At 67.5% G+C, this 22,174-nt stretch carries 21 protein-coding genes, 1 tRNA gene and 2 rRNA genes; 12 read left to right on the plus strand and 12 right to left on the minus strand.

Annotated elements, in window-relative coordinates:
* Positions 1 to 230 precede the first annotated feature (230 nt).
* The 5 genes from MWM45_RS02435 to MWM45_RS02455 all read left to right on the plus strand — a co-directional run bounded on the left by MWM45_RS02435 (position 231) and on the right by MWM45_RS02455 (position 6,574).
* Positions 231 to 3,387: ribosomal RNA gene (locus tag MWM45_RS02435) — 23S ribosomal RNA — on the plus strand.
* A 292-nt stretch (positions 3,388 to 3,679) separates the two neighbouring features.
* Positions 3,680 to 3,796 (plus strand): 5S ribosomal RNA (gene rrf / locus MWM45_RS02440).
* A 252-nt stretch (positions 3,797 to 4,048) separates the two neighbouring features.
* Entirely contained in the window at positions 4,049 to 4,543 is a 495-nt protein-coding gene (locus tag MWM45_RS02445; RefSeq protein WP_247827976.1) for an SRPBCC family protein, read from the plus strand.
* Complete coding sequence (locus tag MWM45_RS02450) at positions 4,540 to 5,907, plus strand: FAD-binding oxidoreductase (protein ID WP_247827977.1); 1,368 nt, start codon at positions 4,540 to 4,542, stop codon at positions 5,905 to 5,907. The genes MWM45_RS02445 and MWM45_RS02450 overlap by 4 nt, the downstream gene beginning before the upstream one ends.
* A gap of 100 nt (positions 5,908 to 6,007) precedes the next feature.
* The gene (locus MWM45_RS02455) at positions 6,008 to 6,574 is read left to right on the plus strand and encodes a DUF4190 domain-containing protein (RefSeq protein WP_247827978.1); all 567 of its coding nucleotides are present in this window, start codon (positions 6,008 to 6,010) and stop codon (positions 6,572 to 6,574) included.
* A gap of 81 nt (positions 6,575 to 6,655) precedes the next feature.
* On the opposite strand, the gene MWM45_RS02460 is transcribed toward MWM45_RS02455, so the two are convergent.
* The 4 genes from MWM45_RS02460 to MWM45_RS02475 all read right to left on the minus strand — a co-directional run bounded on the left by MWM45_RS02460 (position 6,656) and on the right by MWM45_RS02475 (position 11,622).
* Positions 6,656 to 8,005: a DUF4032 domain-containing protein gene (locus tag MWM45_RS02460; protein ID WP_247827979.1), complete on the minus strand. Its 1,350-nt coding sequence runs from the start codon at positions 8,003 to 8,005 to the stop codon at positions 6,656 to 6,658.
* 140 nt (positions 8,006 to 8,145) lie between these two features.
* Positions 8,146 to 9,234, minus strand: coding sequence for an ABC transporter ATP-binding protein (locus MWM45_RS02465; protein WP_247827980.1), 1,089 nt, complete (start codon positions 9,232 to 9,234; stop codon positions 8,146 to 8,148).
* Between the two features lie 131 nt (positions 9,235 to 9,365).
* Positions 9,366 to 10,145, minus strand: coding sequence for a trehalose-phosphatase (gene otsB / locus MWM45_RS02470; protein WP_247827981.1), 780 nt, complete (start codon positions 10,143 to 10,145; stop codon positions 9,366 to 9,368).
* On the minus strand, positions 10,135 to 11,622 hold the full coding sequence (locus MWM45_RS02475; protein ID WP_247827982.1) for an alpha,alpha-trehalose-phosphate synthase (UDP-forming): 1,488 nt from the start codon (positions 11,620 to 11,622) through the stop codon (positions 10,135 to 10,137). Before MWM45_RS02475 ends, otsB begins: the two co-directional genes overlap by 11 nt.
* A gap of 185 nt (positions 11,623 to 11,807) precedes the next feature.
* Here MWM45_RS02475 and MWM45_RS02480 point away from each other — a divergent pair.
* Positions 11,808 to 11,884: transfer RNA gene (locus MWM45_RS02480), tRNA-Thr, on the plus strand.
* Positions 11,885 to 11,906: 22 nt separating this feature from the next.
* Here MWM45_RS02480 and rsgA read toward each other — a convergent pair.
* The 3 genes from rsgA to MWM45_RS02495 form a co-directional block, all read right to left on the minus strand.
* On the minus strand, positions 11,907 to 12,950 hold the full coding sequence (gene rsgA, locus MWM45_RS02485; RefSeq protein WP_247827983.1) for a ribosome small subunit-dependent GTPase A: 1,044 nt from the start codon (positions 12,948 to 12,950) through the stop codon (positions 11,907 to 11,909).
* Between the two features lie 208 nt (positions 12,951 to 13,158).
* Positions 13,159 to 13,863, minus strand: coding sequence for a hypothetical protein (locus MWM45_RS02490; RefSeq protein WP_247827984.1), 705 nt, complete (start codon positions 13,861 to 13,863; stop codon positions 13,159 to 13,161).
* 79 nt (positions 13,864 to 13,942) lie between these two features.
* Positions 13,943 to 14,446 (minus strand): metallophosphoesterase family protein, encoded by a 504-nt coding sequence (locus tag MWM45_RS02495; RefSeq protein WP_247827985.1) that lies wholly within the window; start codon positions 14,444 to 14,446, stop codon positions 13,943 to 13,945.
* Between the two features lie 107 nt (positions 14,447 to 14,553).
* Here MWM45_RS02495 and MWM45_RS02500 point away from each other — a divergent pair, with 107 nt between their 5' ends.
* Together MWM45_RS02500 and MWM45_RS02505 are read left to right on the plus strand one after the other, a co-directional pair.
* Positions 14,554 to 14,745, plus strand: coding sequence for a hypothetical protein (locus MWM45_RS02500; protein WP_247827986.1), 192 nt, complete (start codon positions 14,554 to 14,556; stop codon positions 14,743 to 14,745).
* A 44-nt stretch (positions 14,746 to 14,789) separates the two neighbouring features.
* A complete protein-coding gene (locus MWM45_RS02505; protein WP_247827987.1) occupies positions 14,790 to 15,170 on the plus strand; it encodes an SPFH domain-containing protein in 381 nt (126 codons plus the stop codon).
* Positions 15,171 to 15,240: 70 nt separating this feature from the next.
* On the opposite strand, the gene MWM45_RS02510 is transcribed toward MWM45_RS02505, so the two are convergent.
* The 3 genes from MWM45_RS02510 to MWM45_RS02520 are packed head-to-tail and all read right to left on the minus strand — an operon-like array spanning position 15,241 to position 18,245.
* Positions 15,241 to 16,431, minus strand: a complete 1,191-nt coding sequence (locus MWM45_RS02510; RefSeq protein WP_247827988.1) for an ABC transporter permease — start codon at positions 16,429 to 16,431, stop codon at positions 15,241 to 15,243.
* Complete coding sequence (locus MWM45_RS02515; RefSeq protein ID WP_336296687.1) at positions 16,428 to 17,159, minus strand: ABC transporter ATP-binding protein; 732 nt, start codon at positions 17,157 to 17,159, stop codon at positions 16,428 to 16,430. Before MWM45_RS02515 ends, MWM45_RS02510 begins: the two co-directional genes overlap by 4 nt.
* Before the next feature lie 3 nt (positions 17,160 to 17,162).
* The gene (locus MWM45_RS02520) at positions 17,163 to 18,245 is read right to left on the minus strand and encodes a permuted SH3 domain-containing protein (RefSeq protein ID WP_247827989.1); all 1,083 of its coding nucleotides are present in this window, start codon (positions 18,243 to 18,245) and stop codon (positions 17,163 to 17,165) included.
* Positions 18,246 to 18,449: 204 nt separating this feature from the next.
* Between MWM45_RS02520 and MWM45_RS02525 the strand changes: the two genes are divergently transcribed.
* From MWM45_RS02525 to MWM45_RS02535, 3 genes are all read left to right on the plus strand, one after another.
* A complete protein-coding gene (locus MWM45_RS02525) occupies positions 18,450 to 19,355 on the plus strand; it encodes an SDR family NAD(P)-dependent oxidoreductase (RefSeq protein WP_247827990.1) in 906 nt (301 codons plus the stop codon).
* Between the two features lie 102 nt (positions 19,356 to 19,457).
* Positions 19,458 to 19,730 (plus strand): hypothetical protein, encoded by a 273-nt coding sequence (locus MWM45_RS02530; protein WP_247827991.1) that lies wholly within the window; start codon positions 19,458 to 19,460, stop codon positions 19,728 to 19,730.
* A gap of 109 nt (positions 19,731 to 19,839) precedes the next feature.
* The gene (locus MWM45_RS02535; protein ID WP_043444548.1) at positions 19,840 to 20,049 is read left to right on the plus strand and encodes a hypothetical protein; all 210 of its coding nucleotides are present in this window, start codon (positions 19,840 to 19,842) and stop codon (positions 20,047 to 20,049) included.
* 151 nt (positions 20,050 to 20,200) lie between these two features.
* Here the strand turns inward: MWM45_RS02535 and MWM45_RS02540 are convergent, their stop codons facing one another.
* On the minus strand, positions 20,201 to 20,350 hold the full coding sequence (locus MWM45_RS02540; RefSeq protein WP_247827992.1) for a hypothetical protein: 150 nt from the start codon (positions 20,348 to 20,350) through the stop codon (positions 20,201 to 20,203).
* A gap of 123 nt (positions 20,351 to 20,473) precedes the next feature.
* On the opposite strand from MWM45_RS02540, the gene MWM45_RS02545 reads away from it, so the two are divergent.
* Positions 20,474 to 20,986, plus strand: coding sequence for a hypothetical protein (locus MWM45_RS02545; protein WP_247827993.1), 513 nt, complete (start codon positions 20,474 to 20,476; stop codon positions 20,984 to 20,986).
* A 54-nt stretch (positions 20,987 to 21,040) separates the two neighbouring features.
* Here the strand turns inward: MWM45_RS02545 and MWM45_RS02550 are convergent, their stop codons facing one another.
* Positions 21,041 to 22,132 (minus strand): alkene reductase, encoded by a 1,092-nt coding sequence (locus MWM45_RS02550; protein ID WP_269076571.1) that lies wholly within the window; start codon positions 22,130 to 22,132, stop codon positions 21,041 to 21,043.
* Positions 22,133 to 22,174 lie beyond the last annotated feature (42 nt).

The following is a 22,174-nucleotide window of genomic DNA, read 5'->3' on the forward strand; positions in this document are numbered from 1 at the left end:
CGGGTGTGGGGGGGTGGTGTGGCCGGTGTGGGGGTGGGGTTCGTTGTTTCTGGTTTTCCTGCGCATGCTCTGCCTGGTCCCGGTTTCGGGGTGGGTGGGGGTGTGTTGGGGTTGTTGGTTGAGAACTGCATAGTGGACGCGAGCATCTTAAAAAGAAGCAATTTCTAAGAATAATCTGGTTCCGATCTTCGGGTCGGGCCTGGTTTTCTCGATATGTTTTTGATCTTAGTGGTCAAGTTTTTAAGGGCACACGGTGGATGCCTTGGCATCAGGAGCCGAAGAAGGACGTGGGAATCTGCGATAAGCCTGGGGGAGTTGATAACCGAACTTTGATCCCAGGATGTCCGAATGGGGAAACCCCGCCCGGCGCGCGAGTGACCGGGTGACCCGTATCTGAACACATAGGGTACGTGGAGGGAACGTGGGGAAGTGAAACATCTCAGTACCCACAGGAAGAGAAAACAATAGTGATTCCGTCAGTAGTGGCGAGCGAACGCGGATCAGGCTAAACCAGTGGTGTGTGATAGCCGGCGGGCGTTGCATCACTGGGGTTGTGGGACTTTCCGTTCCAGTTCTGCCGGACTGGTGAAATGAGTGCGTGCGTATAGGTGAACGGGTTTGAAAGCCCGGCCGGAGAGGGTGTAAGTCCCGTAACCGTAATGCGTGACGCCGTTTGGAGAGGATCCCAAGTAGCACGGGGCCCGAGAAATCCCGTGCGAATCTGCCAGGACCACCTGGTAAGCCTAAATACTCCCTGATGACCGATAGCGGACCAGTACCGTGAGGGAAAGGTGAAAAGTACCCCGGGAGGGGAGTGAAATAGTACCTGAAACCGTGTGCCTACAAACCGTCGGAGCAGACCTAGTTTCTGTGACGGCGTGCCTTTTGAAGAATGAGCCTGCGAGTTAGTGTTACGTCGCGAGGTTAACCCGTGTGGGGAAGCCGTAGCGAAAGCGAGTCTGAATAGGGCGTTGCAGTGGCGTGATCTAGACCCGAAGCGAAGTGATCTACCCATGGCCAGGTTGAAGCGACGGTAAGACGTCGTGGAGGACCGAACCCACTTCAGTTGAAAATGGAGGGGATGAGCTGTGGGTAGGGGTGAAAGGCCAATCAAACTTCGTGATAGCTGGTTCTCCCCGAAATGCATTTAGGTGCAGCGTTGCGTGTTTCTTACCGGAGGTAGAGCTACTGGATGGCTAATGGGCCCTACAAGGTTACTGACGTCAGCCAAACTCCGAATGCCGGTAAGTGAGAGCGCAGCAGTGAGACTGTGGGGGATAAGCTTCATAGTCGAGAGGGAAACAGCCCAGACCACCAACTAAGGCCCCTAAGCGTGTGCTAAGTGGGAAAGGATGTGGAGTTGCCCAGACAACCAGGAGGTTGGCTTAGAAGCAGCCACCCTTGAAAGAGTGCGTAATAGCTCACTGGTCAAGTGATTCCGCGCCGACAATGTAGCGGGGCTCAAGTACACCGCCGAAGTTGTGGCATTCACATAGATCCCAAGCCGGAGACTTGTTCTCCTGAGTTCAGGGGTGTGGATGGGTAGGGGAGCGTCGTGTGGGCAGTGAAGTCGCGGTGTAAACCAGCGGTGGAGCCCACACGAGTGAGAATGCAGGCATGAGTAGCGAAAGACGGGTGAGAAACCCGTCCGCCGAATGATCAAGGGTTCCAGGGTCAAGCTAATCTGCCCTGGGTAAGTCGGGACCTAAGGCGAGGCCGACAGGCGTAGTCGATGGACAACGGGTTGATATTCCCGTACCGGCGAAAAACCGCCAATACTGATCGAGGGATACTAACCGCCAGAAGCATGACCGCCCACCCTTGTGGTGACGTGGTTTTTTGTGGATCGCGGGACCTGATCTCGGGAGGTAAGCGTATTAACAGGTGTGACGCAGGAAGGTAGCCAAGCCGGGCGATGGTTGTCCCGGTCTAAGGATGTAGGGCAGGACGTAGGCAAATCCGCGTCCTTGTGTTCGATCACGAGTCTGAGATCTGATGGGACCCCCGTATGGGGGAATTTGGTGATCCTATGCTGCCGAGAAAAGCATCGGCGCGAGGTTTTAGCCGCCCGTACCCCAAACCGACACAGGTGATCAGGTAGAGAATACTAAGGCGATCGAGAGAATTATGGTTAAGGAACTCGGCAAAATGCCCCCGTAACTTCGGGAGAAGGGGGGCCCCAACCGTGATGGCGACTAGCTTGCCGGAGCGGATCAGGGCCGCAGAGACCAGGGGGAAGCGACTGTTTACTAAAAACACAGGTCCGTGCGAAGTCGCAAGACGATGTATACGGACTGACTCCTGCCCGGTGCTGGAAGGTTAAGAGGACCGGTTAGTTTCACGCTTGCGTGGGACGAAGCTGGGAATTTAAGCCCCAGTAAACGGCGGTGGTAACTATAACCATCCTAAGGTAGCGAAATTCCTTGTCGGGTAAGTTCCGACCTGCACGAATGGAGTAACGACTTCCCCGCTGTCTCAACCATAAACTCGGCGAAATTGCAGTACGAGTAAAGATGCTCGTTACGCGCAGCAGGACGGAAAGACCCCGAGACCTTCACTATAGTTTGGTATTGGTGTTCGGTGTGGCTTGTGTAGGATAGGTGGGAGACTGTGAAGCGTGGACGCCAGTTCACGTGGAGTCATCGTTGAAATACCACTCTGGTCACTCTGGATATCTAACTTCGGCCCGTAATCCGGGTCAGGGACAGTGCCTGATGGGTAGTTTAACTGGGGCGGTTGCCTCCTAAAAAGTAACGGAGGCGCCCAAAGGTTCCCTCAGCCTGGTTGGCAATCAGGTGGCGAGTGTAAGTGCACAAGGGAGCTTGACTGTGAGAGAGACATCTCAAGCAGGGACGAAAGTCGGGACTAGTGATCCGGCGGCACATTGTGGAATGGCCGTCGCTCAACGGATAAAAGGTACCTCGGGGATAACAGGCTGATCTTGCCCAAGAGTCCATATCGACGGCATGGTTTGGCACCTCGATGTCGGCTCGTCGCATCCTGGGGCTGGAGTAGGTCCCAAGGGTTGGGCTGTTCGCCCATTAAAGCGGTACGCGAGCTGGGTTTAGAACGTCGTGAGACAGTTCGGTCCCTATCCGCTGCGCGCGCAGGAAATTTGAGAAGGGCTGTCCTTAGTACGAGAGGACCGGGACGGACGAACCTCTGGTGTGTCAGTTGTACTGCCAAGTGCACCGCTGATTAGCTACGTTCGGATGGGATAACCGCTGAAAGCATCTAAGCGGGAAGCCTGCTTCAAGATGAGATTTCCATACACCTAGAGTGTGAGAGGCCCCCAGCCAGACCACTGGGTTGATAGGCCGGATGTGGAAGCAGGGACGAAAGACCTGCGAAGCTGACCGGTACTAATAAGCCGATAACTTACACCACACACCCACCCCCACCAGAAAACACGGGTGTTCCCGGGCAACCAGGAACCCCCCGACCCCCACGGTGACCCATGGGGAGGGTGAAGATCATATGCTACGCGTCCACTATGCGGTTCCCAACCAACAACAGGAACCACCCATAAACACCAGGAAACCCCCACCACGGGTCTCTTTCCCGGTCACACCGTTACATCCAGCACGACACGATGTAACCCACAAATTTACCGGCACCCACCACCCCCGCCCACAAGGCACCAGGGGAACACGGCACGGGTGCGCCAGGTAGCAAGGGTTACGGCGGTCATAGCGTGGGGGAAACGCCCGGTCCCATTCCGAACCCGGAAGCTAAGACCCACAGCGCCGATGGTACTGCACCCGAGAGAGTGTGGGAGAGTAGGACACCGCCGGACAACCATTACAGGAAGGCCCCACCACGGTGGGGCCTTCCCACGTTAACCACCCCACCCACCACCAGCGCCACCACCAAGTAGCCCCGAAGAACGCGGTCGAAGAATCAGGGTTGAACGCCGCCTGCACCTTCGACTGCACAGGGTCCCTTTCGGCACCCCCGGCACCCCCGGCACCCCCGGCACCCCCGGCACCCCCGGCACCCCGGGCGGCGCCGAGCCACGGCCCGCCCCGCAGAACGGTAGGGTCGAGACATGAGTGGTATGTTCTCGCACCCGTCCGCCGCGGCCGACTTCCCGGAGGCGCGGCCGGAGCTTCGTGCGTCGGTGACCGTCCCGGCATCCGTGGACCACGCCTGGGCAGGGCTGACGCAGCACCTCCACCTGTGGTGGCCGGCCGATGAGCTGAGCCGATGGGGTGAGGACAGCTTCTTCGACCTCGAGGACAACGCCCTCGTCGAGACGTCTGCTCGCGATGACGAGAACGTCTGGGGCGAGGTGACCGACAGCAGCCCTGGGGAGTGGCTCCAGCTGTCGTGGCGGCATGTCGGTTCCGCGTCGACGACGGTGGTGCGTATCGAGATGGCTGCAGGTGAAGGAGCAGAAGGAGCCGCTGAGTCCCGAGTCACGCTCACTCTCACCCACAGCGGGTGGACGGCGGGGGATCCGAAGGACGTCTACGATTTCTACCGCGCGTTCTGGCCCGATGCGCTGTCGCGTTACCGACGCTTCATGGGTGGGAACCGATGATCCACCCAGCGCTCGATGAGCTCCGGAACGCCCTCCCGGGTCGTGTGTCGACCGCTCCCGAGGACCTGGACGAGTACTCCCGGGATCTCGGTCCCGTTCTCGAACCGGCGCTCCCCGGCGCGGTGATCCGTGCCCGCACCGTGGAGGACGTGCAGGTGGCGCTCCAGTGGGCAACCCGCCATCGTGTGCCGGTGGTGAGCCGCGGCGCAGGGTCAGGGGTGTCCGGTGGCGCCCATGCGACGCAGGGCTGTGTGATCCTGTCGCTCGAGCTCATGGACAGGATCCTTGCGATCAACCCGGACGACGAAACCGCCGTCGTCGAACCCGGAGTAATCAACGCCGATCTTGACACGGCTGCTGCGGAGCACGGCCTGATGTACGCGCCGGACCCCGCCAGCTACCGGTGGTCCACTATCGGGGGGAATGTCGCCACCAATGCGGGAGGTCTCCGCTGCGCGAAGTACGGGGTGACGCGCGACTCCGTTCTCGCGCTGAAGGTGGTCCTGGCGGACGGCACCCTCATCTCGACGGGGCACAGCACGTTCAAGGGAGTTGCCGGGTACGATCTGACGGCGCTGATGACCGGTTCGGAGGGCACCCTGGGCGTGGTGGTGCAGGTGACCGTCCGTCTCCGCTACCTGCCGCAGGAGGTCCACACCCTGGCCGCCTTCTTCGACGACTTCCCCCGGGCAGCAGCCGGCGTCCTCGCCATCGGCCGCGCCCGGGTGCAACCCTCGATCCTGGAACTCCTCGACGGGAGGACCCTCGATGCACTGGACGGTGTGCACGGTTCCGAACTCCGCCGGCGAGGCGGTTCGCTCCTGCTGGTCAGGACGGACGGTTACGGTGCGGCGGCCGAGGCCAAAGCCATCCGGAGGGTCCTGATCGCGCTGGGTGCCGACGTCAGCCAGGAGGGATCGGAGGAGGCCGAGCGGCTCGTCGACCTGAGGCGCCACAGCCGGGGAGATGACGTGGATGACCTGTTCCGCGTGGGCGAAGACGTCGCCGTACCGAAATCCCGGCTCGTCGACTACGTTCAGGCACTCGAAGTGATGGCGGACCGGCACGCCGTCCATCTGAAGGTCGTGGCCCACGCCGGTGACGGCAATCTCCATCCCACGTTCTGGGTGGCGCGCAGCGAGGGTCCTCGATCCCAGGCGCGGCTGAATGAGGCGCTCGACGAGTCGGTGCGCCTCGCGCTGGAGTTCGGCGGCACGATCACGGGTGAGCACGGCGTGGGACAGTACAAACGGAGATGGCTTGCCTGGGAGCAACAGGCGGCGGTCCTCGACCTGCAGGCCCGCATCAAGGAGGTCTTCGACCCCCTGGGCATCCTGAATCCCGGCAAGGCCATCGTCGCCTGATCGTTGCTGTCCTTGCCGGATGGGCAACGGTGCCCGGTGATAGTGTTCAGGAAACTGTCGGAAATCTCCGTCAATTCCACTACTTCTTTTCGGGGGCACCATGTCTGACAACAATCCGGGATCGCAGGGCGGACCGCCCTACGGTGAGCGGGACAAGCCGCAGTACGGGGAGAACGAGCCGAAGTACGGCGAGAATCAGCCGCAGTACGGGCAGCAGGATCAGCCGAAGTACGGCGAGAGCCAGCCGCAGTACGGGCAGGCTCCGTCTCCCTACGGGCAGCAGAGCTCGGCTCCCTACGGGCAGCAGAGTCCCTACGGACAGGGTGCCGGCAACTACCCCGGACAGCAGGGCTACCAGGTCCAGACGGCAGAGAACCCCGGCAAGACGCTCGGCATCGTCGGCTTCATCCTTGCCATCCTGATCGCTCCGGTCGGCCTCGTCATCAGCATCATCGCCTTCGTGAAATCCCGGAAGGCGAAGATGGGCAACGGGTTCGCCCTTGCAGGCATCATCATCGGCGCGTTGTTCACCATCATCGGAGTGATCATCACGATCGCGGTGATCGCGTTCTTCGGCGACCTCACGCAGCAGATCATCGAACAGTGCGAGGGACTGCCCACGGGAACACCGATCACGATCTCGGGCCAGCCTGCGGAATGCCCCTAGCAGGACCCACGGACTGAACGAGGGACCGGCAGCCACGGAGATGGCTGCCGGTCCCTTGTCATCGGCCCCTGAATCGTCGACCTACTCGGAGTCCTCGTCGATGCCGATGGTCTTCGCATCCGCCGTCAGCATGATTTCCGCCTCGTCACGGCGGTGACGGAGTTCGTCGTCGAGGTAGGACTGCACGGCTTCGGCCATCGGCACGTTCCTGTCCTCCCGCTCCGACATGTACCACCGGTGTTCGAGCACCTCGTGGACCACTTCGGCGGGCTCGAGCTTCCCACCCAGTTCGCGGGGGACGGCGCGGACGATGGGCTCGAAGACCTCGTTCACCCAGAGGTGCGCCGTGAACTCCTCGTCCAGCGTGGGGTTGTTGTCCGCCCGGTAGGCGTCCATGTCGTTGAGCAGGCGCCGGGCCTGGTTCTCCTGCGCGTCAAGGCCGGTCAGGCGGAGGAGTCTCCGGCTGTGGTGCCCTGCATCGACGACCTTGGGCTGGAGCTGGATCTGCGTCCCGTTGGCGGCCGTCTTGATCGCGTACTCCTCGACGTCGAAGCCGAGCTCGTTGAGCCGGCGGATGCGGGCTCCCACACGCCACCGGTCCCCGAGTTCGAACGACTCCTGCTCCGTCAGCTCGCTCCAGAGGCGGCGGTAGCTGTCCATGATCAGCTCGCTCGTGGCGAGCGGATCCACCTTCTCCTCGATGAGGCCACCCTCCGCGAGGTCCATCAGCTCGCCGGCGATGTTGACGCGGGCGATCTCGAGGTCGTACTCGCGCTGGCCGGTGGACAGCTCAGGGTAGAGCTCGCCCGTCTCGGCGTCCACGAGATACGCGGCGAAGGACCCGGCATCGCGCCGGAACAGGGTATTGGAGAGGGAGACGTCGCCCCAGTAGAAGCCCACGAGGTGCAGGCGCACGAGGAGCAGCGCCTGCGCATCGATGAGGCGGGTCAGCGTGTCACGGCGGAGGGTCTGGGAGAACAGCGCCCGATAGGGCAGGGAGAACTTGAGGTGGCGGGTGACGAGGACCGGGTCGAGCTCCTCGCCGTCGGGCGTGGCCCGGCCGGAGATGACGGCGACGGGTTCCACGCAGGGCACGTCGAGGCGCTGGAGCTTCCGGAGCATGTGGTACTCGTGGCGCGCGATGTGCTCGCCGGTCTCCTTGACCGCGATCACGGATCCGCCGAGGTGCGCGAAACGCACGATGTGCCGGGAGATGCCGCGGGGGAGGGCGGCGAGGGCACTGGCCGGCCATTCCTCGAGAGCGATATGCCAGGGCAGGTCGAGGAGTTCCGGGTCGGTCGCTGCCGCCGTGATGTTGAGGGATCCCAGGTTGGCGACCTCGGAGGATGCGGGACGTACCCGCGGCAGCTTGCCGGTCTGGCCGTAATCCGTCGGCTCGTCATGCCACTGCGCGTTCGAGGTCTCTGTCATGGGTGCTGCCTTCGTGTCCGGGCGGGTATTGAGCCTGCATCAAGCGTAGTGGCCGTTAAACGACAGCGGTGGTCTCCCCAGGGCACCCAAGGGATGCCCGGCGAAACCACCGCCGTCGTCGTGCGTGATCCGCGAGGAACCTAGACCGCCTCGGCCAGGCGGAGTCCGTTCGTGGTGTCGAACAGGTGCACGTGGCCCTGCTCGGGGCGCACGTAGACGCTGTCGCCCTTCATCGGTGGGCGACGGCCGTCGACGCGGACCACCATGTCGTGGTCCTTGCCGTCCAGTGTGGTGTGGCCGTAGATGTAGGCGTCGGCGCCGAGCTCCTCGACGACGTCGACCTCGACCTGCAGTCCCTCACCCGCGGCCGCGAGGACGAGGTGCTCGGGCCGGACACCGAGCGTGACGGTGTTGCCGGCCGCGCCGGAGAGGACGTTGCCGGCGACCGGGTAGACGATGCCGCCGAAGAGGACTCCACCGTCGGCGACGGGCAGTTCCAGGAGGTTCATCGCGGGCGAGCCGATGAAGCCGGCGACGAAGACGTTCTTGGGGTGCTCGTACAGGTTGCGCGGGGTGTCCACCTGCTGGAGGATGCCGTCCTTGAGCACCGCGACGCGGTCACCCATGGTCATGGCCTCGACCTGGTCGTGCGTGACGTAGACCGTCGTGACGCCGAGGCGGCGGGTCAGCGAGGCGATCTGCGTACGCGTCTGCACACGGAGCTTCGCGTCCAGGTTGGACAGGGGCTCGTCCATGAGGAAGACCTGAGGGTTACGCACGATCGCGCGACCCATGGCGACACGCTGGCGCTGGCCACCGGAGAGGGCCTTCGGCTTGCGGTCGAGGTAGTCCTCGAGGTCGAGGAGCTTCGCCGCTTCACGGACGCGCTCGGCGCGCTCCTCCTTCGAGACGCCGGCGATCTTGAGCGCGAAGCCCATGTTGTCAGCCACCGACATGTGCGGGTAGAGCGCGTAGTTCTGGAAGACCATCGCGATGTCGCGATCCTTCGGGGGGACGTCGGTGACGTCGCGGTCGCCGATGAGGATGCGTCCGGAGTTGACGTCCTCCAACCCCGCGAGCATGCGCAGGGAGGTGGACTTTCCGCAACCGGAGGGTCCCACGAGGACGAGGAATTCGCCGTCGGCGATGTCGATGTTGAGCTTGTCGACGGCGGGCTTCTCGGTGCCCGGGTACAGGCGCGTGGCCTGGTCAAACGTTACCGTTGCCATGGAATTGGTTCCTTTTCACGGGCAGGTACGTGCCCGACGATCCGTAGTGAATGGAATGTATTCAGTTGTTGCGCGTGGTCCGCCAGCAGTACCGGTGACGTTGGTCACGCCTCCTGAGTATGACACGTTCCCTATCCGGGTGCACCTGCCGCGCGCAGCGTCGCGAGTTCCTCGAGCACCTCCGTGAAGGCCTCGGGGGTGGCGACGGAGAAGGATGCCGCAGTATCGCCGGGGCCGATCCTGATGCCGACGTCCTCCGCGCCGAGGGTCTTCTGGGCATGCTCGTCCGTGACGTCGTCGCCTGCGAAGAAGACCGCCGTCGCTGCTGCGGCCTGCCGCAACAGCGTCAGTCCCTGGCCCTTGTCGGCCTCGACCACCGAGATCTCGAGCACGCGCTTGCCGTCCGCGATGCCCACGCCGTCCAGGCGGGCGAGCTCCGTCCGGGCCGCGGCTACGGCGGCGTCGGCGACGGCGTCCGCGGCTGTCCTCGTGTGGAGCACGACGCCGGCGGGCTTGAACTCGATCCGCGTCCCGGCGTGCGCGGCGACGACCCGTTCGACGACGGCGACGGCGCGCGCCAGGAGGTCGGCTTGGTCCGGTGTCAGCGCCAGCGGGGCGCGGTCCGGCCCGGTCCAGGTCTCGGCGCCGTGGCTGCCGATCAGCATCGTGTCCGCCGGCGGGTCCGCGACGGCGCGCAGGCTGTCGAGGGCCCGTCCGGAGATGAGCGCCGTCGTCGTGTGGGGCAGTCCGGCCAGCACCCGGACTGCTGCGGCCGACGCCGGGAGCGCGCGGGCATCCTCCGCCCGCTCGACGAGCGGGGCGAGCGTGCCGTCGAAGTCGAGGGCCACGAGCAGGCGCGGCGTGGTGGCGAGGGCCTGCAGCGCAGCGCGCAGGGCCAGCTCAATCGCCACTGCCGGGGCCTTCCGTCTGGAGAGCGGCGAGGAAGGCCTGCGACCAGCGCTCGACGTCGTTGTGGACCACCTGGCGGCGCATGAGTCGCATGCGCCGCATGGCTTCGGGCTTCGGCATGGTGACCGCGGTGAGGATGGCGCTCTTCAGCCCGTCGATATCGTGCGGGTTGACGAGGATCGCCTGGCGCAGGGTGTCCGCTGCGCCCGCGAACTCGCTGAGGACGAGCATGCCCGTGTTCCCGGTCCGCGCGGCGACGTACTCCTTGGCCACGAGGTTCATGCCGTCCCGCAGGGCCGTGACGAGCATGACGTCCGCAGCCAGATACAGCGCCACCATCTCCTCGACCGGGTAACTGTGGTGCAGGTAGCGGATCGCCGTGTTCTTCATGGTGTCGTGCGTCCCGTTGATGCGGCCCACCGCCCCCTCGATGTCCTCGCGCAGGAGGCGGTACTGCTCCACACGCTCGCGGCTGGGACTGGCGACCTGGATGAGGGCGGCACCCTCCACCGTGATGGCACCGTCCTCGAGCAGCTCCCCGTAGGCCTTGAGGCGGTGGCCGATGCCCTTGGTGTAGTCGAGCCGGTCGACGCCGAGCAGGACGTGCTCGGGGTCGCCGAGCTCGCGCCGGATCTCCTTCGAGCGTTCGATGACGTCCGGCCGCTGCGCGAGTTCCGTGATCGACGCGGTGTCGATGGAGATGGGGAACGCCTCGGCCCGCGACACGTAGCCCGGTGTGCCATCGGCGCCGGCCGGGACCTGCACCTGCTGGGCCTTGATGGTGTAGCCCTTGAAGCGGCGCACGCACCGCAGGAAGTTGCTCGCGTCGCTCGGGCGCTGGAAGCCGATGAGGTCCGCGCCGAGGAGTCCTTCGATGACCTGCCGGCGCCACGGCAGCTGTGCGTAGATCTCCAGCGGGGGGAACGGGATGTGGTTGAAGAAGCCGATCTTCAGGTCCGGGCGGGCCTCGCGCAGCATCTTGGGGACGAGCTGCAGCTGGTAGTCCTGGACCCACACCGTGGCCCCCTCCGCCGCGACGGACGCCGTCGCCCGCGCGAAGCGCTCGTTGACCCGCCGGTAGGAGTCCCACCAGGTGCGGTGGAACTCGGGGGAGGCGATGACGTCGTGGTAGAGCGGCCAGAGGGTGGCGTTCGAGAACCCCTCGTAGTACAGCTCCACCTCCTCGGCGCTGAGCGGCACGGGCACGAGGCGCATGTTCGCCTCGTCGAAGGGCTCGAGCGTCTCGTCGGGGGCGCCGTGCCAGCCGACCCAGGCGCCGTCGGCCTTGGCCATCACGGGCGCCAGCGCGGTCACGAGGCCGCCCGGCGAACGCCGCCACGAACTCTCGCCGTTCTCATCGACGATGCGGTCCACCGCCAGCCGGTTGGAGACGACGATGAAGTCGAACTCACCGTACTGGCCGTCCGCCGAGAACGACGCCTTGACGCCTGGTGTGGTCGAGGGTTGTGCAGCACTCACAGCGGGCTCCATAAAAGTAGTTGGTCTCGGAAATGACTCTATCCGGTCGGGCGCTGCCGGACGCGTGGCTGATTTCACGCGGTGCCGGCGCTGGGCTACCCTTATTGAGCGCTCGGCGTCATGCCGCCCCCGGCAGTCTCCACCCCAGGACCATGACGACGGCGCCGCGCTGGCTCGGTCAGCACGCCTCCTTAGCTCAGTTGGCCAGAGCACCGCTCTTGTAAAGCGGGGGTCGTCGGTTCGAATCCGACAGGAGGCTCCACCCCTTCCGTGACGCCCGCCCGTCACCCCTCCCGGAAACGGTTCCGATAGTCCTTCGCCAGGACTGCGTCCCGGACGGTCCGACGGAATGCCTTCCCCTGACGCCGCTGCTCCGCGACGTTCTGCCGGCGGTGGAGGCTCGCGAGTTCGCGGTCCATCTTCCGGTAGCTCAGCCAGCGTCGTTCCTCCAGATCCCCGGAGGCGATGGCGGACTGCACCGCGCACCCGGGTTCGGTCTCGTGCGCGCAGTCGTGGAACCGGCACGAGGCGAAGAGCTCCTCGATGTCGCCGAACACCTGGGACAGCCCCTCCTCCGCGTCCCAGAGGGCGAAGCCGCGCAGCCCCGGCGTGTCCATCAGGACGGCGCCGTCCCCGAGCGGCACGAGTTCCCGCGCCGTGGTCGTGTGCCGCCCGCGTCCGTCGCTCGCGCGGACCTCGCCGGTGTCCTGCCGGACGCCGCCGGTGAGGGCGTTGATCAGGCTCGACTTGCCGGCACCCGAGGGGCCCAGCATCGCCAGGGTCTGCCCGGTGCCGATCCGCCCGCGCAGCTGCTCGAGGCCGTCACCGGCCTCTGCCGACGTCGTCAGCACCTCCACCCCACGGGCACGTTCGACCGTCTCGGCGACCACGCCGTCGAAGCGCGAGCTGAGATCGGCCTTGGTCAGGATGACGACGGGCACGGCGCCGGAATCCCAGGCCGCGACGAGGGTGCGCTCGAGCCTGTTGGTCGAGAGCGGCCGGTCCAGGGGTACCACGACGCCGAGGAGGTCGATGTTCGCGGCGAGGACCTGGGGCTCGGACAGCGGATCGTGGGCCCGTTTGCGCTGGAGCAGGGACCAGCGCGGAAGGTGCCCGGTGATGACGGGGGCGTCGCCCTCCAGCCCCACCCAGTCCCCGGTGACGAACGAGTCCGGGCTGTCGAGGTGCAGGATGCCGTGCCGTGTAGCAACCATCACCCGCCCGCGGTCCGTGCGGACGACCCTGGCCGGATGCACGCCGGACGGATAGTGGAAGGAGAAGAGGGCACCGATGCGGTCGGTGAAGCCGTACTGCAGGAGAGTGTTCAACGCGGTTCCTCCGGAGGAGGCCTCCCGCGGGGCGCGGCTAGGGCGCCGATGTCGGGGAGGCGGGGTTCATGGGGTTGTTGTCGGCGCACAGCGCAACGGCAAGGACCTTCTTCATGACTCCACCTCCTCGTGCTCTCCGGTGGCTCCTCGAGCCTCTGGGCCTACAGCCTAGCGGGGCCGGCGGGGGAAGGGAACAGGCACCCCGGGCCTAGTGCGACCGCCGTGGGACGAGCGGCCCCAGGACCTTCACGAGCCCTACGAGGCACCCCATGATGATGACCGAGAGTACCGCGAGGAAGGGCATGTTCGGCTGCCTCCGTGCTTCCGTCCGGTCGATCGCCACGGCCTCGTCGGCGCTCGCGGACGCGGAGGCCGTGGGCGTGGAGGGTGTCGTGGACGGGGACGGGGAGGGTGTGGAACTCCGGGTGGGTCTGGCTGACGGCGTCTCCTCCGCCGGCACCTCCTCGACGATCGGAGGCGGCGGCAGCACCTCGGGCGCCGGAGGCAGGGGGGCCACGGGAACCAGCGGCTGCGCCGGTAGCGGGGCGGGGACCGGCGCGGGCGCGATCGGTTCCGGCGTCGGGTCCGGGGTCGTCGGTGGTGGCGTCGTCGGCTCGGCGGGCTCGACCGGGGGATCGGTGACCACCGGTGGGGCTGTCGGTAGGGGGTCCTGCGGCGTCGTCGGCTCGGGCTCGGGCGACGGCGACGTGGTCGCTGGGGCAGGGGAGGTCGTCGCCGGTGTCGTGGGGGTGACCCTGCTCGGGCTCCCGGGTGCCTGGGTCCCGGGGGCCTCGCATCCCGCGGCGCCGACGCCGGGGCATACCTCCGCGGCCGCAGCGGGCAGCGCCCCGAAGGTGAGGCCGCACAGCATGACCGCGGTGGCGGGCACGAGCGGGTACAGGCGCTTGCTCACGGGGCTCCCAGGATCTCGACAGGCTACTGACTTGTGGTGGTCACACTACCAATCGGACGGGATGCCGGAGCGCCCCGGATCAGCGCTGCGGCAGGCGGCGCAGGGCGACGTCCAGGTGCCCCGCGTCGATGGTCGCGGTCATGAAGGTGCAGTGCGGCTGGCGGCGGCGGTCCGTGGGGGAGCCCGGGTTGAGCAGACGGAGCCCAGTCGCGGCCCGCGTGTCCCAGGGGATATGGCTGTGCCCGAACACCAGGACGTCGACGTCGGGGTAGAGCGCTGCCATGCGGGCCTCCCGCCCCTGCTTCTGGCCCGTCTCATGGACGACGGCGAGGCGGACGCCGTCGAGCTCGGCACGGGCGACCAGGGGCAGGCGTGCCCTGAGGTCCCCGCCGTCGTTGTTCCCGTAGCAGGCGATGAGGCGGCGGGCCCGGGACTCGAGCTCGTCCAGGAGCGGCGTCTCGGTCCAGTCGCCGGCGTGGACGACGACGTCGGACGCCTCGATCGCGTCCCACACCTCATCGGGCAGCTGTCGCGCCCGCTTGGGCAGGTGGGTGTCGGCGAGGACCGTCAGGAGGAGGGGCATCCAGCCATTCTCCGGTGTGTTCCGGGACCCGTGACAACGGGGAGGCGTTGTGCCATGATCCCCTAAGTACGCTTACTAATCGGCGTCCGACCCATCAGGAGGCAGCCGTGAAGATCGACAAGGCGCAGATCATCGATCTGCTGAAGAGTCAGGGCAAGAACGACGATGCCGAGCAGGCGCAGTCCCAACTCCCCGACCAGGTGGATCCGGAGCAGCATTCCGACCTCCTCGCCAGGTTCGGCATCAATCCGAGGGACCTGCTGGGCAAGATCCCCGGACTGGGCGGCTTCGGGGGCTAGGAACGTCCGCGGGCCGTCGTCGCCAACGATCGAAGGAGTCAGCAGTGGATACGAGTCAAGTGGTGTGGATCGTCGTCGGGATCATCGTCGTCCTCGCCGTCCTCGCCGTCGTGGCGATCCTCGTCCGCAAGCGCGGAGCGGCCCAGCGCCGGCACCGGGAGGACCAGGATCGGCACCGCGCGGCCGAGATGCGCGAGACGGCGAAAGCCACCGAACTCGAAGCCCGCGAGCGCGAGGCCAGGGCATCGATGGCGGAAGCGGAAGCCCAGCAGGCCGAGGTGGAGGCCGAGAGGCTCCGCCAGCAGGCCCAGGAGCGGCAGACCGACGCGCAGGGGCTGCGTGAGGAAGTGACGCATCATCATCAGGAGGCCGACACGATCGACCCGGACGTCACGCGGGACGACGATCCGCGCGGGGGGCGCTGACCGGTCCTGCCCGACGGCCGGAAGGGAGTCTGCCACCCGGGGCGGGTCTTCTTCCTGCGTCTGCTGCTCCTCAGTAGCGGATGGCGTCGATCACCTTGACGCGGACGGCGACGAGAGCCGGGATGAGTCCAGCGAGCGCACCGACGGCCGTTGCCGCCGCGATGCCGACGAGCGCCGCTCCCACGGGGAAGGGCGGCAGGTCCGTCACCCCCTGGGCGATGAGCGCTTGCACGCGGGGGTGCTTGATGACCGCGACCGACAGCATGACCCCGGCCACACCCGCCACGAACGTGGCGACGACCGATTCCATCATGACGCCGAAGAAGATCCGGCCCGACGTCGCCCCGAAGCTGCGCCGGATGCCGATCTCCCGTACGCGGTGCTTCACGGTCACCATCGAGATGTTGAGCAGCCCCACCGCGCCCAGTAGGAGGACGAGCCCCGCGATCCCGCCGATGCCGAGGGTCACGACGGCGTACGGATCACCCTGGGCCGCATAGTCCTGGCGGTACACCTGTGCCTCCGCGCCGATCTGCGAGGCGAGATCGCCCTGCACCCGGGCCGTCAGCGCGTCCGCGGCCTCCTCCGGCACCCACAGTTCGAGGGTGGGCGGAACGCCCTGCTCCTGGCCCAGGTCCCAGCGCTCGGCCTGGCCGCGCAGGAGGAACGCCTGCGGCTGCGCCTCGGCGTAGTCGTCCGCCAGGACGCCCACGATGGCGGCGCGGACGGGCGTCCCGGCCTCGATCGTGACTCCGGGCGCGGACCTCAGGTCGGGGGAGCCGACGAGGCGGTGGAACGCCTCGTTGACGACGACGGCGGGGGCGAGGCGCTGCTCGTCCACCTCCGTGAACCAGGTGCCCTGGACGATGTCCAGGCGCCGCATCACACCGTAGTCCCGCTCCACGATGGTGGTGGGCGCAGCGATGACGCCCGCCGGTCCCCGGATCGAGAGGCTGGTGTCGAGGCGGGTGGAGCTGTATTCGACGCGGTACCGCTCCACGACGTCGTCGTATGCGGCGAGCGCGCCGTCGGTGTCGACAGGGCCGGTCGCGGCGTACACGTTCGCGCTGAGGGTCGCCGCGCGCCCGCTCGTGCGTTCCGAGGACTGGACGAGGCCGGCCTGCGCCATGGTGCCGAGGGCGACGACGGAGGTCAGCGCGGCGACGGACAGCATGACGCCCAGCAGGGCGAGCAGGACGCGCGTCTTGTGGATCCGCAGTTCGGAGAACGCCTCGACGACCGAGGCGACGAAGGCGGTCATACCGGGACCGCCTGGTGGCGGAGCACACCGGCGTCGAGCCGGTAGTGGTCCTGCGCCCGCGCCGCGACGCTCGCGTCGTGCGTGATCGTGACGAGCGCCGCCCCGGTCTCCTGCGCGACGTCGTCGAGCAGGTCCATGACCGCCGCCCCGGTGTCGATGTCGAGGGCGCCGGTGGGTTCGTCCGCGAGGATGAGCCGGGGTCCGCGCACCAGGGCGCGGGCGATGGCGACGCGCTGCTGCTCGCCGCCGGAGAGCTTGTGCGGCAGTTCGCGGAGCCGGGACCCCAGGCCCACGCGCTCGAGCATCGCGGTGGCGAGCCTCTCCCGGCGCCAGAACTGCCGGCCGCCGGCGTACAGCAGGGGCGTCATGACGTTGTCCAGGGCGGTCCGGCCGGGCAGCAGGTTGAACTGCTGGAAGATGAAGCCCACGGCGGACCCGCGCAGGCGGGCCCGCTGGTCGGATCCGAGGCGGCGGGCGTCGAGCCCTTCGAAGAAGAGCCCGCCCTCGGTGGGTACGTCGAGCAGCCCGAGGAGATTGAGCAGCGTCGACTTCCCCGAGCCGGACCGCCCCACGACCGAGACGCGGTCGCCGCGGTGGATGTCGAGGTCGATGCCCCGCAGGACGTGCAGGTCCTCGGCGTCGAGGATCCTGACCGTCCGCGTGACGTCGCGCAGCGACACCAGCGGTGCGCCGTCGTTCGAACCGGCCGGGCCGGTGCGGTGCCGCACGCCCTAGCCGCCCATCATCGGGTAGGCGCCCTGGTTCAGGGGGACGTCGCTGCCGGGCACGAATTCGAGGATCATGTCGCCCTCCGCCAGCCCTTCGGTGATCTCCACGGAGGAGCCGTCGTTGAGCCCGAGCTTGACCTCCCGCTCGGTGGTCTCGCCGGCCGGGTCCTGCACCCACACGATGCCCGTGGCGATGGAGCCCTTCACCGCCGTCGTGGGCACGGTGACGACGTCCTCTGCGACGCCCGCGCTCAGCACGATGTCCGCGGAGAGGCCGACGAAGACCGGCACGTCGGCCGGGATGGGACAGGTCAGTTCGCCTGCGGGCGTGGATCCGCCGTCGGACCCGGGACCCTGGGCCGGGGCGATGGGGCCGGCCATCGCGGTCCGTTCCGACCCGGCGTCGGGGCCGCCGCCGGCCGCTGCCTGCGGCTCGGTGATGCGGGGATCGGTGCATGTGAACGGTGCCGCGCCCCCCGTGATCGCGATGACCGCCGAGGACGGCCGGTCCAGCAGGCGGAACTGCTGGGCAGCGGTCAGCGTCCCGCTGACGTGATAGGTGCCGGGGCTCACCGTCCCGGTGGTCTGCCCGATCGAGACGGACTCACCGGGAAGAGGCGTGAACGCCGCCAGCGTCCCGTCGGCCGGGGCGAGGATGTCGTAGTACTCGTAGACCGTCGCGACGGGCTCGGGTACCCCGGGCGCGGGGGCGTCGTCGCCCTCCTCCGCCTCCCCGACCTGCACGGGCGTCGGCTGGATCTCCGCCGGCCGCCGCACCTGGAACAGTGCGGCGCCCTCCTCCACGGCGTCGCCCTGCTCGGCGAAGACGGCGACGACCTCGCCCTGCGCCGTCGAGCGCACCGGCACGCCGTCGTCCGCGGCGACCGTCCCCGTGAGCTCGACGGTGTTGGCGACCGTCCCGAGACCCACCGCCACGGCCGGTGTCATGACCTCGGCGGTCGGGAATTCGGCGTCGGCGGCGAGCTCGACCCCGTCGAAGAAGGCGATCTTGACCAGTGCGACGGCGATGACGGCGAACACCACCAGCCACGCGATCGGCAAGAGGACGCGGCGCAGTACTGACATTTCTTTCCCCCATATGTCGTGGGTCCGTGGGACCCGGCCCGGTGGGAATGACACCCGGCAGTCGCCAGCATAGGGGGACCGGCCCGCGCCACTCGCGCAGGACGCGCGAGTGGGCGAGGAAGTGCGTGACAAGACCGGTGCCGCCCCGAAGACTCGGAAGGGAACCACGCCGGCGTGCGGGGTGGACGAGCGGGAGGCAGGCAGATGAGGGCAACGGTGACCGTGGTGATCACGGGGGCTTCGAGCGGGATCGGCCGGGCGACGGCACGCCTCTTCGCCGAGGACGGCGCCCAGCTGGTCCTCGCCGGACGGGACGGCGGCACCCTGGAGGTTGTGGCCGGGGAATGCCGGGACAGGGGAGCAATCGCCCTCGTCGTACCGACCGATGTCTCCTCGGAGGCCGAGGTCCAGCGGCTCGCCGCCGCTGCCGTCGAACGCTTCGGGAGCATCGACGTATGGGTGGGCAACGCCTCGCTGTACAGCTTCGGGACCTTCGAGCAGACGCCGTCCGAGGTGTTCGACAGGATCATCGACGTCAACCTGCGGGGGCAGGTGTACGGGGCGCGGGCGGCCCTCGGCGTGTTCCGCCGCCAGGGCCGGGGCGTCCTCGTGTCCGTCGCGTCGGTCTACTCCCGCATCACCTCGCCGCTCGTCGGCCCCTACACCACCAGCAAGTTCGGGCTTCTCGGCTTCCTCGAGGTGCTCCGGATGGAGCTGCGCGGAGAGCCCGGCATCCATGTCTGTGCTGTCCTGCCGGCGACCATCGACACCCCGATCCACCAGCATGCGGCGAACTACACCGGACGGCCCGTCCGTCCGGTGCCGCCGGTCACGGACCCCGTGCGCGTCGCGCGGGCGATCGTCCGGGTGTCGAGGAAGCCCCGTCGGCTGACGCAGGTGGGACGCGTGCAGTCGACGGCGGTCCTGGCGCGGGCCCTCGTTCCCGCCGCCTACGAAGCATTGATGGCGGTCGTGTACCCGGCGGTGGCACTCAAGAAAGGGTCGGCGCCTTCGTCGCCGGGCAATCTGTTCCAGGCGGACCGGGCGGCGACGGGAGTCACCGGCGGCTGGCGGATCATGCCCTGGCTCCGCCGCACGCCCGGGCGCTGAACCTGCGCCCCGGTGCAGCCCGTGGACCACGGGCCCGCCGGTGTGAGGGACACGATAGCGACGGCTGGCCGTGATTTCCGGCCGCCACCCCATAGTTGAGCTATGAAGCAATGGCAGGGCCTCCTCATGCAATGCGCCCGGAGTATGGGTCTCGATCGTGGGCACAGGCGTGCGGCCTATGCGCTCGCAGGGGTGGGCGTCTTCTGGGCCGTCGGACTGTTCGGCGGTCTGCGGATCCTGCACAGCGCCTCGTCGCCGATGACCACCCTCGTGGTGCTGTACGTGATGCTGGCCGCCGTTGCACTCTCAGTCGTCGTCGCCGCAGCCGCGATCGCCGAGCTGGGTCGGCACGCAGCGGCGAGGCGCCGGCGCTGATCATCGACGCGGGAGGCTCAGCCCTCCCCGATCGACCGACGCGATGGTCGATCGCGCGGGGATGGGAAAACGCTCGGCAGGCGCAGGTGGCGGCAGGTAGCGTGAGGTCATGCTCACCGTTCCAGAGAACTTCCCGCCCGCCTACATCACCTTCCTCGAAGCCCAGGATGAGGGTTTCGCCGAGACCGTGCTGATGGTGATGAAGCAGTCCGTCGCCGAAGGCAAGTACGGCATCCTCGTCAGCGATCAGGCCGTGGACCGGCAGGCCGAACTGTCGCAGGAGGTCCCCTTCGGCGAGGTCGTCGAGGGCGTCCGCTGACATCGGTCCGCTGATACCGGTCCGCTGACATCAGCGAAACCGGACAGAGCCGCAACCGTAGGACTGCACGTCCACGGAGCGCGCCCTCGCGCATATGCGGTACGCGCGTGGAAGCAGTCAGTGGCCGCTCACCGTCCGGATGCGGATCGGATCACGTGCCGTCGCTGCCCTGGTCCTCGGAGTCCGCGCCTTCGGCGGGTTCTTCGGCGTGCACCCGGATATCCGCGGGGTCGGCGGCGGTGTCGCCCTCGGCCGGGGCCTCGCTGTGAATACGGTCGTCGTCGCCTGAGGTCTCTGACATGCGCTCATCCTCTCGATTCGAGGGAACAGAAGCTCCCATGGCGCCAGTCTACGGATCCGGGGCCCAGGGGTCCCGGTGAGGTTCCGCGTGACGCACGGTCATCAGCATGCTTACGATCAGGGCATGAAAGTCCTGGACGCCGCCCCGCCGTCCGTCGACCGCCCCCGGGTGTGCGCGCTCTCCGCCACCGTGGGCCTGCTGGCGGTCGGGCTCGGGGCGGTGGTCCACACCCTGTCCGGCGGCTCGCTCCCGGCCCTGCCGATCCTGGGTGCTCTCGCGATCTTCGCCGTCCTGGCGGCCACCCTCGCCGGACGCGCACGGGTGCCCGGATGGTGTGTGCTGCTGCTGCTCGGCGCCGGGCAGCAGGTGCTCCACTGGCTCCTCGGCGGGCTGGCGGACGGGGCCGTGACACCCGCCCCCGACCAGGCGGTCCACCACGACGGCACCGTACCCGTCGGGTCGGCCGCCGCACCGGGGCACTCCCCGGAGGTCATGCTGATGCTCCACACGCACCTGGCGGTGGCCCTCCTCCTCGGGTGGGCCGCCCTCCGCTGGTCGGGTCTCCGCGCGCGGCTGGAACGCAGCCCGCGGCTTGAGCGCCGCCCGGAAAGGGCGAAGGGCGCCCCCGTCGAGTGACGGGGGCGCCCTTCGGGGGGCGCCGTGCGGAGCCGGTCGGTGCCGGCCCGTGTTCTAGTTGGCGTTCACCGAACCGTCGTAGAACGGGTAGTCCGTGTACCCCTCGGCGCCCGTCGAGTAGAACGTGGCCGGATCCGGCTCGTTCTCCGGCAGGTTCTCCTGCCAGCGGCGGGCGAGGTCGGGGTTCGCGATGGCGGGACGGCCGACGACGACGGCGTCCCCCACTCCGTCCTCGAGGATGGCGATGGCTTCGTCGCGATTGGTGATCACACCGAACCCGCTGTTGATCAGGACGGGTCCGCCGAAGCGCGTGCGCAGATCCTGGACCAGTCCTCCCGTGGGGTCGGCGTGCAGGACGCTGAGGTAGGCGAGCTTCAGCGGGGCGAGGGCGTCGACCAGCGTGCCGTAGGTCGCGTGGACGTCGGCAGCCTCCGTCTCGAGTGCGTCCTGGATGTTGTGCGCGGGGGAGATGCGCAGGCCGACATTCTCCGCGCCGACCTCGGCCACGACGGCCGTGACGAGTTCGATCAGGAACTGTGCACGCTTCTCCGGCGATCCGCCGTAGGCGTCCTCGCGCTGGTTCGACTCGGGGGAGAGGAACTCGTGCAGCAGGTAGCCGTTGGCGCCGTGCAGCTCGACGCCGTCGAATCCTGCGACGTCGATGGCCTTCCGTGACGCGGTGACGAACTCCTCGATGATGCCCGGGAGCTCCTCGGTGCCGAGGGCGTGCGGCACCGGGTAGGGCTGCTTGCCGGTGCTGGTGCGCGTGACGCCGTCGATCGCGATGGCGCTGGGGGCCACGACCTCGTAGCCGCCGTTCGTATCGGGGTGGGTCACCCGGCCGGCGTGCATGACCTGGGCGACGATCCGCCCGCCGTCCGCGTGGACGGCGTCGGTGACGCGCTTCCAGCCCGCGAGCTGCTCGTCCTCGACCAGCCCGGGCTGGCCCGGGAAGCCCTGGCCGGCGTGGCTGGGGTAGGTGCCTTCGCTGACGATCAGGCCGAGGGAGGCGCGCTGCCGGTAGTGCTCGACGACGATGTCGCCCGGGATGCCGGCGTCACCGGAGCGGACCCGGGTGAGCGGCGCCATGACCACGCGGTTGGGGAGTTCGAGCGTGCCGAGCGTGAGGGGGGAGAACAGTTTCACGAGGTCCTACTTTCCGGTCGATGTCTACTGGCGGCAACCGGG

This window comes from Arthrobacter antioxidans, assembly GCF_023100725.1.
In the GTDB taxonomy this organism is placed as follows: domain Bacteria; phylum Actinomycetota; class Actinomycetes; order Actinomycetales; family Micrococcaceae; genus Arthrobacter_D; species Arthrobacter_D antioxidans.

What these genes read in the sequence shown, in the direction of transcription:
- MWM45_RS02460 (WP_247827979.1), bottom strand. Translation starts at nt 8,005, where the DNA reads ATGACAGAGACCTCGAACGCGCAGTGGCATGACGAGCCGACGGATTAC.
- MWM45_RS02445 (WP_247827976.1), top strand. Translation starts at nt 4,049, where the DNA reads ATGAGTGGTATGTTCTCGCACCCGTCCGCCGCGGCCGACTTCCCGGAG.
- MWM45_RS02535 (WP_043444548.1), top strand. Translation starts at nt 19,840, where the DNA reads ATGCTCACCGTTCCAGAGAACTTCCCGCCCGCCTACATCACCTTCCTC.
- MWM45_RS02465 (WP_247827980.1), bottom strand. Translation starts at nt 9,234, where the DNA reads ATGGCAACGGTAACGTTTGACCAGGCCACGCGCCTGTACCCGGGCACC.
- MWM45_RS02510 (WP_247827988.1), bottom strand. Translation starts at nt 16,431, where the DNA reads ATGACCGCCTTCGTCGCCTCGGTCGTCGAGGCGTTCTCCGAACTGCGG.
- MWM45_RS02495 (WP_247827985.1), bottom strand. Translation starts at nt 14,446, where the DNA reads ATGCCCCTCCTCCTGACGGTCCTCGCCGACACCCACCTGCCCAAGCGG.
- MWM45_RS02450 (WP_247827977.1), top strand. Translation starts at nt 4,540, where the DNA reads ATGATCCACCCAGCGCTCGATGAGCTCCGGAACGCCCTCCCGGGTCGT.
- MWM45_RS02530 (WP_247827991.1), top strand. Translation starts at nt 19,458, where the DNA reads ATGAAGCAATGGCAGGGCCTCCTCATGCAATGCGCCCGGAGTATGGGT.
- MWM45_RS02520 (WP_247827989.1), bottom strand. Translation starts at nt 18,245, where the DNA reads ATGTCAGTACTGCGCCGCGTCCTCTTGCCGATCGCGTGGCTGGTGGTG.
- MWM45_RS02525 (WP_247827990.1), top strand. Translation starts at nt 18,450, where the DNA reads ATGAGGGCAACGGTGACCGTGGTGATCACGGGGGCTTCGAGCGGGATC.
- MWM45_RS02455 (WP_247827978.1), top strand. Translation starts at nt 6,008, where the DNA reads ATGTCTGACAACAATCCGGGATCGCAGGGCGGACCGCCCTACGGTGAG.
- MWM45_RS02545 (WP_247827993.1), top strand. Translation starts at nt 20,474, where the DNA reads ATGAAAGTCCTGGACGCCGCCCCGCCGTCCGTCGACCGCCCCCGGGTG.
- MWM45_RS02540 (WP_247827992.1), bottom strand. Translation starts at nt 20,350, where the DNA reads ATGTCAGAGACCTCAGGCGACGACGACCGTATTCACAGCGAGGCCCCG.